An 11945-nucleotide genomic window follows, 5' to 3' on the forward strand; every position below is an offset into this window, starting at 1 on the left:
GAATGTGGATTCCGTTTGTCAACGGATCGTCCTCGTGACGGGCGAGCGAGCGCTGCGCGCCGATGCCAGGCGCAACCGCGCCCGAGTACTGGAGGTGGCCGAATCGGTTTTCACGGCGCACGGTGTCGATGCGCCCATCGAGGAGGTGGCGCGCGCCGCGGGCGTCGGGGTCGGCACCGTGTACCGGCATTTCCCGACCAAGAACGATCTCGTCGATGCGATCGTCGCCGAACGCATGCGACGGTTGATCGAAAGGGCGCGAACCCTTGCCGTCCATACCGATGCACCGGATGCCCTGTTCCAGGTCGTGGACTGGATCGTGGCCGAGGCCACCGTGAAGAAGCACCTCGGAGCGACAGACGCCGCACCGGACGCGGATAAGCCCGCGGCACTGGAAGCCCTCGCCGCAGATCTACGAGCGGTGCTTTCCCAGCTGCTGGCGGCCGAGCAAGCGCGCGGCGCCGTACGAGCGGACATCGAGCTGTCGGACCTCCTGATGGCCCTCTACGGTTTGAGCGCCGCCGCCGAGCACTACAGCTGGGACATGCCCCGCCGCTACCGCGCGATAGCCAATACCTTCGCGGGGCTAAGGCCACGCGAGATTCCCGACACCTGACGACCCGGCAGTTCCGCGAGTCGTGGACGTTTCTCGGCGCCGAGGTCACCGTCAGCAGCGATGCGACCCGAGGTCCGACTCGGATTGCGCGGGTACGCCTGTCGGGTGCGACAGCAGCGGGGTGACATACCACCTCGAACGGGACACGCCTATAGTGGTGGCGATCCGATCGGCGCTCCCCGGAAGTACTGCCGCAGTGTGGGAGCCCCGCCTCATTCGACGAGGTGAGGAGTGGGCGGCTCGATGAAACACGCCCATCGCCACCGGAGGATGCCATGCATATCGGCCTCGGACTTCCCATCGCCGATCCCGCCACACTGCCCGAGTGGGCCCGTCGCGCCGAAAGCGCCGGGTTCTCGACACTCGGCCTGCTCGACCGCCTCGTCTACGACAACCCCGAACCGCTGGTCACCCTCGCCGTGCTCGCCGGGACGACCAGCCGCATCCGCTTGCAGACCGAGGTGCTGATCGCACCCCTGCGTGATCCGGCGCTACTCGCCAAACAAGCCGCCACCCTCGACCGCATGTCCGGCGGGCGCTTCACCCTCGGCCTCGGCGTCGGCGGTCGCGACGACGACCACGAGGCCGCCCGCACCGACATCCGCACCCGCGGCCGCCGCCTCGATGAACAGCTCACCCTCATGCGGCGTCTGTGGGCGGGCGAACCGTTCAGCGAGACCTGTGGCCCCATCGGCCCCACCTGCATCGAAACCAACGGTCCCGCACTGCTTTTCGGCGGATTCCGACCCGCCGCCATCGACCGCGTCGGGCGCTGGGGCGGCGGTTTCCTCGCCGCCGCCGCACCCTCCTGGGCGGAACCCCTCTTCGACCTCGCCCGACGCTCCTGGACCGACCACGGCAGGCCCGGCGCACCACGCATCGTCGCCCAACTCAACGCCGCTCTCGGCCCCCGCCCACTGATCGACCAGGCCCGCACCGCCATCCTCGACTACTACGAGTTCAGCGGCCGCGCCGATCAGATGGCCGCGGGCATGCTCACCACAGCCGACCAGATCCGCTCCGCCATCGAGCAATTCGAGAACCTCGGCGCAGACGAGGTCATCCTGTACTGCTACGGCGCCGACCCCGATCAGGTCGACCGCTTCGCCGACGCCGTGCTCTGAACACCGCGGGCGATCCCAGCAGATCGCTCGACACGGCGCACCGGATGAATTCCATCCGGTGCGCGGTATTCGCGGGCGCGTCCCGATCAGGACCGGCGGCATGCGGCCGGTCCTGATCGCCGACTCCCGATCAGTCCGGTCGCGAACCGTCCGGTCGAACGCGGCGCACAGCACCGTGGGCCCCGCCGCGGATTGCTGTCGTCGCGGGCGCGGAGGCGCGCGACTTGGCCGTGGCGAGCGGATTCACGGCCTTGCGGACAGCCGCTCCCGGTGTCGACACCGGACCGAGGGCCGCGGGCGTCGGGATTCGATACTGCATGGCACGGTACGGATTACCCGACAGCGCCCAAGTGGACACGATCATCGCGAACGTGCCCGTCGACCCGTCGGCGTTCTCGAATCTCGAAGACGGATGTACGTAGCAGCCGTACAAACGCTCCTGGATGTCGTAGGTCCCTGACCCCTGTTCCGCGCCGCGCACCGGGTTGGTCTGCGGCGCGGTATGCCAGTCGATGTATTCGATCGGACCGTAGCCGACCCGAACGAACGCCTGATACGCGCCTGCGTCGAATCCGGAGAAGACCCAGTGGTTCTGGATACGCCGCAGGCAGATCTCACCCAATCGCGTGCCGGCGGGCAGGATCTCGTCGGCGTCGCCCTTGCCCCACCGCCACGAGCCGTCGCGGAACTGCCAGGCGTCCCAGGCGTACGGATCCTCGATCGCGGTGGTGGTTTCGGCGACGCGCCACATCGAGGCGTTCTTGTCACGTGCCAGTCCGCCGGTGCCGATGATGTAGATGTAGCCGTCACCTCCCCGTTCCCAGGTGACCATCGTGCGGCGACCACCGGAGTAGCCGGTGGACCAGCGCGGCGATCCGTCGGGTAGTTGGTGCGTGCCGAGCGCGATATACCAGTGCTGCCCCAGATCATCGGAATACCACATCTCGCAACGGATCTCGTTGCCGAGGCCGTTGGTCACCATGACCCAGAGATAGATGCGGTTGCCCACACTGACGGCGTCGGTGGGCAGGATCGTGGTGAACTCGCCGTTGTCGTGCGGGTAACTCCAGAGCTGCTTCCCGTTGCCGGGCGAGGACACGAAGACGATCGGCGTGCCGACCGGGGTGTCGTCGGCGATGGTGAGGACCGGCGAGCGCCAATCCGTCCCGCTGCCCACCGCAGCAACGGTTCCGTCGAAGGTGTCGCCCCAGAGGTAGCCGATCCGGCCGTCGGGCATCCGGAACGGAACAGCGAGGTCGCTGCCACCGATCCGCCCGATCACCGAAGGATTCAAGTTCTTGATTTTGGGCATGGTTCGGCCCCTTTCCTATCCACGAAGAAATCCCCGGGTTCGCGGTGAACCCGAGCGCTTGACATGTGGTAACTGGATTCCGTGACAGCACAGACCGACGGTTGCGCCGTGCAGATGAATCTCCCCGCGCATAACGGGTTCATTCACACGACGAGCCGAGCGGCGATGCGATTACGCCGACCACTCTCGAATATGTCGGCACACAGAATCAGTGATAGAAGGGAAACACCCCATCATTCAGCGGCACGCGGGAATCGTTCACGGCCGCACGGGCCATATTCCCACGATCTGCAAGGACCACCGAAAAGGCTCCTCTACGACGCCGATGAGCTCCCCCGAGAACACCTGACACCTCGCCCCCCGAATTCAGAATACCGCCCCGTCCAGGCATATCGTCCCCCCTGAAAGTTTGTGGTTCATTCCACTGTCGGGCCCCGACGCCGAAGGATCTCGACCTCCCCCACCCGCGTATCTCCCCGCACAACCGCAGCGTTACAACGACAATCGAGAATCGTGATGCCGTGCGCTCCGCCGACCTCCGAAGATCCCGACTCGGAGCTGATACGGATCCGCGATCTGCCAGACTCTCGATCACGACTGTGCCACTCCCGCGTGACACAGGCACCGGAAAGAAAGGCACACCCATGGCCGCGAATCAACGCGCGACGATCGTCATGTCCGACGGCGAAGTCGACGAGTTCCTACGCCACGAGCGCACCGCCACCCTGGCGACCATCGGCGCCGACGGCACACCGCATCTGGTCGCCATGTGGTACGGCCTCATCGACGGCAAGATCTACTTCGAGACCAAGGCCAAATCGCAGAAGGCGGTCAATCTGCGCCGCGATCCGCGCGTCACCTGCTCCGTCGAGGCCGGACTCACCTACGACCAGCTGCGCGGCGTGTCCATCGAAGGCACCGCGACCATCATCGACGACCTCGACGATCCCGAGTACTGGCAGGCCGCGATCAGCGTCTTCGAGCGCTACCAGGCGCCCTACACCGAGGAGATGCGCCCGGCGGTCGAGTACATGATGAACAAACGTATCGTGGTGCGCATCGACCCGACGCGCACCCGTTCCTGGGATCACCGCAAGCTCGGATGGGATCCGATGCCGCTCACCGGCACGACGGCCGAGTTCGTCGGCCGATGACCGAGGCCGTCGAGGTCGACAAGCGCGGCAGGGTCACCGTCATCACCCTGCGCCGCGAGGCCAAGCGCAATGCCATCGATGCGACGATCACCGACGGGCTCGACCGGGCGCTCAACGACTTCGAAGACGACCCCGAGCAGTGGTGCGCGATTCTCACCGGCGGCACCCGATGCTTCAGCGCGGGCGCGGACCTGGCCGCGGGGCCCGGTCTGCCCACTCCGCGCGGCGGCATCGCGGGCATCATCACCCGCGCCCGCAACAAGCCGCTCATCGCCGCCGTGGAAGGCTTGGCCCTCGGCGGCGGCATGGAGCTGGTGCTGTGCTGTGATCTGGTGGTCGCCGCCACCGATGCCCGCTTCGGACTGCCCGAGCCCAAGCGCGGTCTCATGGCCGACTTCGGCGGCGCCTTCCGGATCACTCGCCACCTGCCGCCCAATGTGGCACGTGAGATGTTGCTGACGGCGGGTGAACTCGATGCGCCGCGCGCCGAACGCCTCGGCTTGGTGAACCGACTCACAGAACCGGGAGAAGCGCTCACCGCCGCGATCGATCTCGCCGAGAAGATCTGCGAGAACGCCCCGCTGGCCGTACGCGGATCACTGCGGGTCGCCAACGCGGCGATCACCGCCGACGAGACCCAGCTCTGGCGTTTATCCGATGACATACACGCCGCCCTGCTGCGTTCACAGGATCTCATCGAAGGCATCGCCGCGTTTTTCGAGAAACGTCGAGCGCGGTGGACCGGAAAGTAGCGGAGAGAACGATATCCGGCAACACCCGCACGCTATGAACAATTGTTTGGACAAATGTACATATGACTGTCCAAGTTGCGTGTTAAGGTCGCCGACGTGGCAGGTATCGACAGCGCGCACCGAGCCGAGGAGCTCGGTGCGGACCGCACGACTCGGGCGGCGGTATGTGTCGAGCTCACCGGAGAGGACGGCATCGAGATCGCCGACTGGCCGGTGCCGCCGGTCGGCGACCGCGATATCCGGATCTCGGTGCGCGCCGCGTCGGTGAACTTTCCCGACTGTCTGATGGTGCGCGGCCAGTATCACTTCCGCCCCGATCTCCCGTTCGTGCCCGGCAGCGAGTCCGCCGGGATCGTGACCGAGATCGGCGCGGCGGTGACCGGCTTCCGGGGCGGCGATCGAGTCCTGGCGCTCAACGGTTTCGGCGCGTTCGCCTCCGATGTCGTCGTCTCGAACGCGATGCCCGTATATCGCATCCCCGAAGCCATGTCGTTCGACGAGGGCTCGGCATTCCTGATGACCTACGGCACCTCTTATCACGGACTGGTGCGCCGCGGCGGACTGCGCGCAGGCGAATCGGTGCTGGTGCTCGGCGCGACCGGCGGTTGCGGTTCGGCGGCGGTGCAGATCGCGAAGGCCGCGGGGGCGACGGTCGTCGCGGTCGCGGGCGGCGAGGCGAAATGCGCCGCGGCGCGCGAACTCGGCGCCGATGTCGTCATCGACCACCGGACGACGAGTTCGCTGTCGGAATCGGTGCGGGACGCGACCGGCGGACGCGGCGTGGACCTGGTGTTCGACCCCGTCGGCGGCGAGGACATCCGGGAACCGCTGCGCTGTCTGGCGTGGGACGGACGCTATCTGGTGATCGGCTTCGCCGGTGGCGGCATCCCGGTCGTCCGACTCAATCAGACGATTCTCAAGAGCATTTCGTTGATCGGCGTCGCCTTCGGGGCTTCGGTGATCAAGGATCCCGAAGCGGGCGCCGCGGACTTCGCGCAGTTGTCCCGGTGGTACGAGGAAGGTTCCGTGCGTCCCCTGGTCGGCGCTCGATTCCCGTTGGAGCGAACCGCGGACGCGATGCGCGTCGTCCACGAGCGACGCGCGATCGGCAAAGTCGTCGTCACGGTCGAGAACAGCCGGAGCCGATGAAAGCCGCGGCGGTATCCGACTGCCTGCAAACCCATCTCGTGACGACCGCGCAGGTGGTCCAACGCCTGTTCATCAGGCAGCGGTGACGACGAACAGCGGAACCGTCTCCGCGCGTGCGAGTTCCGGTGACCGATCGGAGTCGGGGCGCGTGGCGGTGGTCACCTGCGCCGCAGGCGGAATCGGGCGAGCGATCGCGGAATCACCGCTCGCCGACGGCGCGCGCGGCACATCGCCCTACCCGGTATCGTCGGGTCGACCCGAGCGCAGGCCGTGGATCCGAGCAGGCGCGGTGTCACCCCACTATTCCCCGGATCGCGTCCCGAACGCGATCGAAAGCCGTTGCGGGCGAGCCGATATCGGGGTCTAGAAGGTGCTGCATGGCGACGCCGCGAAGTAGGCCGACGATCACCAGCGCGCTCGACCGACAGTAGCTGTCGACGCTCGACCTGCCCGTCGCGCGCGCGATGACCTCGCTCATTCCTTGCCGGAAATGCCGGTCCCATTCGATGCGGGAATCGCGGATATCGGCCGCCCCGGCAACCGCCTGCGCCCACAATACGACGTGGACGCGGGCCATCGGATCGTCACTCGTCACCAGGGTGAGATACGCCTCGGCGAGCGCGACGATCGCGTCGACCCCGACCTTGCCTTCGATCGCGGCCGGTATGTGAGCTCTGTACATCTCGTCGACGGTGTCGTTGAGCCGTTCGATCATCGCCGCTTTGGTGCCGAACAGATGGTTGACCAGAGCATGGCTGCAACCCGCGCGCTGTCCGATCGCCGTCAGCGACAACTCCGACATGCCGCGTTCGACGATCAACTGCGCGGTGGCCGCCAGGAGCTTCTGCTCGCTCTCGGCTCGACGTTCCCGCTGAGACCGCCGCGGAGTTGTCTGTTTCATCGGTCTGCTCGGCTCAACGCCGCAGGAAGGCTGTCAGAGCTTCGGCATTGGCGCCGGTCCCGAGCAGCTCGGCCATGGCTTGGTTCTCGCGGGCGGCGGCCGCGGCGATCTGCTCGCGATGGGGTGCGTTCAACAGGCGTTTGACGGTGCCGAGGATCTGCTGAGGTTTGTCGGCCAGGATCTCGGCGTGCCTGTGGGCTGTCGCGAGCAGGTCGGCCGGTTCGCAGACCTTCCAGACCAGGCCGATCTCGCGTGCCTCCGCGGCGGAGATCCATTCCGAGGACAACAACGCCCAAGCCGCGTTCTGCCTCCCGAGCAGCATGGGGAGCAGATAGCTGGACGCGGCTTCCGGCGGCGCCCCGATGGCGGTGAAAGGGCACTTCAAACGGGCTTCGCTCGACATGAACACCAGGTCGGCGAAACCGAGAATCGTCATGCCGAATCCGACACCGAGGCCGTTGACCGCCATGATCAGCGGCTTCGGGAATTCGGCCAGCGTGTCGATGAGTTCGACGAATGCCGCACTCTTCGCCTCGCGAGGTGACACCGGATGGGCGACGCGCTCGGCGACCTCCTTCAGGTCGGCCCCGGAACTGAACGCCCGCCCTGTCCCCGTGAGCACGACGACGGAGACATCCGCATCCTCGGCCGAATTTCGAAGTGCCACGCCGAGATCGGCGACGAGTCGAATATCGAAGGCGTTCAGCCTTTCCGGGCGATTGAGCGCCAGCGTGCGGATCTTGCCGGTATCGCTGATCTGGACTGTCATCTGTGTTGCCTTCTCCTGCTGTTCGATTCGACCTGCCCCCCACTTCCCCCGTCATCGCAGTTCGGTTCGAGAGTCCGCGACGGCCTGTGCACGCGCCCAGCGGTAGTCGGCCTTACCCGCCGGGCTGCGCACGATCTCGGAGCAGATCACCACCGCTTTCGGAAGTTTGTATCCGGCAATCGATTCCGCCGCGTGTGCGAGCAGATCGGCGGCACGAACCGCATCCGGTTCCACGAGCTCGACGATCGCGACGACCTCCTGCCCCCACCGATCGCTCGGACGACCGACCACAAGGACATCCGACACCGCCGGATGGGACGAGATGGCGAGTTCGACCTCCTCGGCGAAGATCTTCTCCCCACCGGAGTTGATGGTGACCGCGTCCCGCCCCAGCAACTCGACGGTACCGTCGGCGAGCAGGCGCGCGCGATCACCGGGCACCGCGTACCGCGTGCCGTCGATCACCGGGAACGTCGCCGCGGTCTTGGCCGCGTCCCCCTTGTAGCCCAGCGGCGTGTTGCCGCGCACCGCGAGCCAACCGATCCCGTCGTGCCCCGCGGCGAGCACGCCCCCGAGATCTTCCGCCACGACCGCGGTCGTCGGCCCCGCGGTGAACGTTCCGGTCGACACCGCCGCCGCTGTCGACATGTGATTCAACACCACCCCGGTCTCCGAGGACGCGACGGCGTCGAGCACGATCAGCCCCGGCACCGCCTCGATCCACCGCTGTTTGACCTGCGGACTCATCGTCGCCCCACCGGACGCGAGAGTCACCAACGACGACACGTCCGCCCTCGTTGCGGCGATCGCGTCCAGCAGCGGACGCGCCATCGCGTCACCGACGACCACCAACACCGCCACCCGCTCGCGCTCGATGGTGCGCACCACATCGTCGGCGTCGAGGTGATCGATGACCCCGGAGAACACGACCGTCTGCCCCAAACTCAACGCCGACAGCGTCGCCCACTGCGCCGCGCCGTGGATGAGCGGCGGCAGAATCATGATCTTCACACCCGGATACGACGCCGACCGCGCCCCGAGAGATTCATAGGACAGCGCCACCTCCTGCCCGCTGATCGCGTTGCGTCCACCGCAGGCCGCCATGAAAACATCGTGCTGACGCCACAACACGGCTTTGGGCATACCGGTGGTTCCGCCGGTATAGAGCACGAGCAGGTCGTCCGCCGACGGCTCGGGCAGATCCTCCGCCCCGGACACCGAGGCGATGGCATCCTCGTAATCGACCGCGCCCGGCAGCAATTCGTTACCCGAATCGTCCGCGATCTGGATCAACACCCGCAGCTGCGGCAACTCGCGCGACACCCGCGCCACCCGCGGCGCGAACGCCGAATGGTAGAGCAGAGCGGTCGCGCCCGCGTCGGCCAACAGGTACCGCAATTCGTTCTCGACATAGCGATAGTTGATGTTGAACGGCGCCACACGCGCCGCGAGGCCGCCGAGTATGCCCTCGAGGTACTCGTTGCCGTTGTAGGCATAGATACCGAGCAGATCCTGCCCGACCTCGTGCCCCGCCAACTCCGAGCGCTCGACATGGGCGCCGAGCCCCCGCGTGCGCAGGTACGCGGCCAGTCGCCGGGACCGATCCGCGATCTGCGCGTAGGTCACCCGCCGGTCACCCTGGATGATCAACTCCCGGTCCGGGACCGCCGACGCGGTGGCCGCAGCAGCCTCGACCAGCGTGAACCCCGGCACCGGCGGTTGCGACGACGCGGACTCACACACCGAGTGGGACATGGGATCCTCCTTGATCCTGGCAGGACCAGCACGAGCCTGAACAGGCGAACTGTAAGCAATACGGGATGCTTGACAATAACTTCCTTTCCGAACAGAAAGCAAGAGCGTCTACCCGTCCGATACCAGCGGTCGAACGACCGCAGGGGATGTCCGGCTGCCACGCCGAGGACATCGATATCGAGCCGTGAACCTGGAGATTTCGCCGCCGACCACACCTTCGCCGTACTACACGGAAGGCAAGTGCGCCAAGACAGCCGGACGCGGAAGGTCCACCAATCGAAGCAGTTCGACAACTGGTCCCCAATCACCCAGCGATGCTCGGACGCGATCCAACAGCCGACGATCGATCGGACCTCGTGAGACGAAACGGACGCATCACGACCGATCGGCCAACGAACCGGAACTCCCGATTTGGTTCCAGAGGGGGGTCGTGGGGTAATCTCGTCAAGCACCCGCCGAGCGGGCCGCAAACGGGCTGTGGCGCAGTTTGGTAGCGCACTTGACTGGGGGTCAAGTGGTCGCAGGTTCAAATCCTGTCAGCCCGACAGACAGAAATCCCCTCCGACCAGCGTCGGAGGGGATTCGTGTTATTCGACCACCCGGAGTTTTGGGGCCAATCTGGGGCCACTGGCGGTTTTCGGTCGTTGGTCCGGTCCGATGCGGGCCAGTTCTTCGGGGATCTGCGGCCCGCTGTTCGGTGCCGCGAGGAACCGCGACAGCAGCTGTCCATCGTTCTGCAGGCCCTTGATGTCGGGGTGTAGATACCGCTGGGTGATCCGCGGATCGGTGTGTCCGGCGATCTGCTGGAGGCGATGCAGCGGAACGCCCGCGTCGGCGAACCAGGTGAGTCCGGTGTGGCGTAGATCGTGACGGCGCAGATGCTCGTACCCCAACCGGGCGACTACGTCGTCCCAGTGCGTCGCGTCGCGCAGGACTCCGGAAGCGAGTCGTCCGCCGCGCGGGCCAACGAACAGCCGTGCGTCCTGCAACGCCTGTTCGCGCTCCTCGGCCGTGACGTCGGGCATCGCGCGGTTGACGCGGGCGCGCGCGGCGTTGATCCGCCCGAGGACGATCGGCCGGATTTCGGCGATGAGCGGAACAGTCCGTGCCCGTTTGCCTTTCGTGCGTTTATCGAGCATCCCTCCCGGCCCTGGCGTGGTCTGGCGCCGCAGCGTCCACAGCCACAGGTCGGTGTCGATGTCGCGGACGCGGCATCCCGACACTTCACCGATGCGGGTCGCGGTGCAGGCTTCGAACATCACCGCGTCACCCCAACCCTGATACTCCCCGGCCGACGCGGCGACCAGTTCCGCGGCGAGCGTTTCGAGGGTGGCCCAGTCCGGCAGCGCCAACGCGCGCGGGTCGTCTATCCCGTCCTCGTCTCGGCCGAACTCCCGCTGCCAGCCTTTCACCTTGACCCGATTGCGGTCGATCACCTCGTCTCGTACCGCCTGCTCGAGCACCCGCGCGAGAACGGCCAAGGTGTTCTTGATGGTCGAGGGTCCGCACCCCTGCGTGATCCACTTCGTCACCGCGCGGTCGGCGAGACCGGTGGTCAGCATCGTGACCGGCAGGTGGCCCAACGTCGGCACCACGCGCAGCCTCCACCCGGCCCGATACGGGTCCAGTGTTTTCGGCTCCACACCACGCATCGCGGAATCCCAATGTGCTGCACCGTATTCGGCGAGTGTTGCGGAAGCGGTTTTCGGGTCGACGCCGCGTTCCGCAGCTTTCCGGATGCGGTCGATCCAGTCTCGCGCTTCCTCCTCGCTGGCGAAGGACTCCGATTTCGACTCGCGCTCTTTGGTCGCCGGATCGGTCCAACGCACCCGAGCACGGTACTGGCCCGCTTTCCCGCGCTGCTCGACATAGCCGGTGACCTTGGCGCCGAGTGGGATCAGGTCCACGCGTTCGTTCATCACGCGGCCGGATCTATTCGGCGGCTGGCGATGAACGCGAGCACGTCGGCGCCGCTGTAGCGGATGCAGCGTTCGGAGAAGGACACGAACGCCGGTCCCTGGGGCGGGCGCGCGGTCCGCCATCGACGCAGGCTCGACGCGTCGACCTTCAAAGCCGCGGCTACTTCCTCGGTGGTGTACCACCGCGACGGCTCGAATTCCGGAACGAACTCCTCGGCGCTCACAGCTGGCCCGCCTTGCCGCTCTGGGCCTCCTGCTCGGCGATCCAGGCGTGAATGACGCTCTCACGGTAGACGCGTCGGCGCCCGAGCTTGAAGCTCGCCGGACCGGTGCCCTTGTGCGCCCAGTACCGCCACGTCGCGGCGGGGATGCCCGTCAGCTGCTCCAGGTCGGCGGCTTGCAAGAAATTCTCGGTATTGCTCATCGTTAACAGTCCTCGGTTCTAGTGAAGTATGCGCCGCGGAGTCGGCGCGATCGATACAAGAGAGGGCGAC

General features: G+C 66.5%; 12 protein-coding genes and 1 tRNA gene. 6 read left to right on the forward strand and 7 right to left on the reverse strand.

Going from position 1 to position 11945, the window contains the following annotated elements; genetic code table 11:
• The first annotated feature begins 34 nt into the window (after positions 1-34).
• Positions 35-616 carry a TetR/AcrR family transcriptional regulator gene (locus tag IT779_RS10185; protein WP_196148977.1) on the forward strand — a complete coding sequence of 194 codons (582 nt, stop codon included), beginning with the start codon at positions 35-37 and terminating at the stop codon, positions 614-616.
• Positions 617-891: 275 nt separating this feature from the next.
• Entirely contained in the window at positions 892-1740 is an 849-nt protein-coding gene (locus IT779_RS10190) for an LLM class flavin-dependent oxidoreductase (protein WP_196148978.1), read from the forward strand.
• A gap of 130 nt (positions 1741-1870) precedes the next feature.
• On the opposite strand, the gene IT779_RS10195 is transcribed toward IT779_RS10190, so the two are convergent.
• Positions 1871-3052, reverse strand: a complete 1182-nt coding sequence (locus IT779_RS10195; protein WP_196148979.1) for a DUF4185 domain-containing protein — start codon at positions 3050-3052, stop codon at positions 1871-1873.
• Between the two features lie 644 nt (positions 3053-3696).
• Between IT779_RS10195 and IT779_RS10200 the strand changes: the two genes are divergently transcribed.
• The 3 genes from IT779_RS10200 (at position 3697) to IT779_RS10210 (ending at position 6107) form a co-directional block, all read left to right on the forward strand.
• Positions 3697-4206: a PPOX class F420-dependent oxidoreductase gene (locus tag IT779_RS10200; protein ID WP_196148980.1), complete on the forward strand. Its 510-nt coding sequence runs from the start codon at positions 3697-3699 to the stop codon at positions 4204-4206.
• The gene (locus IT779_RS10205; protein WP_196148981.1) at positions 4203-4958 is read left to right on the forward strand and encodes an enoyl-CoA hydratase-related protein; all 756 of its coding nucleotides are present in this window, start codon (positions 4203-4205) and stop codon (positions 4956-4958) included. The genes IT779_RS10200 and IT779_RS10205 overlap by 4 nt, the downstream gene beginning before the upstream one ends.
• A gap of 96 nt (positions 4959-5054) precedes the next feature.
• Positions 5055-6107 (forward strand): NADPH:quinone oxidoreductase family protein, encoded by a 1053-nt coding sequence (locus tag IT779_RS10210; protein WP_196148982.1) that lies wholly within the window; start codon positions 5055-5057, stop codon positions 6105-6107.
• A gap of 292 nt (positions 6108-6399) precedes the next feature.
• Here IT779_RS10210 and IT779_RS10215 read toward each other — a convergent pair whose 3' ends face one another.
• From IT779_RS10215 to IT779_RS10225, 3 genes are read right to left on the reverse strand one after another with little or no spacing between them, the layout of a single operon-like run.
• A complete protein-coding gene (locus IT779_RS10215; RefSeq protein WP_196148983.1) occupies positions 6400-7008 on the reverse strand; it encodes a TetR/AcrR family transcriptional regulator in 609 nt (202 codons plus the stop codon).
• 13 nt (positions 7009-7021) lie between these two features.
• Positions 7022-7777: an enoyl-CoA hydratase/isomerase family protein gene (locus IT779_RS10220; RefSeq protein ID WP_196148984.1), complete on the reverse strand. Its 756-nt coding sequence runs from the start codon at positions 7775-7777 to the stop codon at positions 7022-7024.
• A 51-nt stretch (positions 7778-7828) separates the two neighbouring features.
• Positions 7829-9532 carry an acyl-CoA synthetase gene (locus IT779_RS10225; protein WP_196148985.1) on the reverse strand — a complete coding sequence of 568 codons (1704 nt, stop codon included), beginning with the start codon at positions 9530-9532 and terminating at the stop codon, positions 7829-7831.
• Between the two features lie 471 nt (positions 9533-10003).
• Here IT779_RS10225 and IT779_RS10230 point away from each other — a divergent pair.
• A tRNA-Pro gene (locus IT779_RS10230) sits at positions 10004-10077 on the forward strand.
• Positions 10078-10119: 42 nt separating this feature from the next.
• Here IT779_RS10230 and IT779_RS10235 read toward each other — a convergent pair.
• Genes IT779_RS10235 through IT779_RS10245 form a run of 3 tightly spaced genes read right to left on the reverse strand, consistent with a single transcriptional unit; the run spans position 10120 to position 11875 of the window.
• Positions 10120-11451, reverse strand: coding sequence for a site-specific integrase (locus IT779_RS10235; RefSeq protein ID WP_196148986.1), 1332 nt, complete (start codon positions 11449-11451; stop codon positions 10120-10122).
• Positions 11451-11675, reverse strand: coding sequence for a helix-turn-helix transcriptional regulator (locus tag IT779_RS38470; RefSeq protein ID WP_196148987.1), 225 nt, complete (start codon positions 11673-11675; stop codon positions 11451-11453). Before IT779_RS38470 ends, IT779_RS10235 begins: the two co-directional genes overlap by 1 nt.
• Positions 11672-11875, reverse strand: a complete 204-nt coding sequence (locus IT779_RS10245) for a helix-turn-helix transcriptional regulator (RefSeq protein ID WP_196148988.1) — start codon at positions 11873-11875, stop codon at positions 11672-11674. The genes IT779_RS38470 and IT779_RS10245 overlap by 4 nt, the downstream gene beginning before the upstream one ends.
• Between the last annotated feature and the right edge of the window lie 70 nt (positions 11876-11945).

The sequence above is a fragment of the Nocardia bovistercoris genome, from assembly GCF_015674855.1.
GTDB classification, from domain to species: domain Bacteria; phylum Actinomycetota; class Actinomycetes; order Mycobacteriales; family Mycobacteriaceae; genus Nocardia; species Nocardia bovistercoris.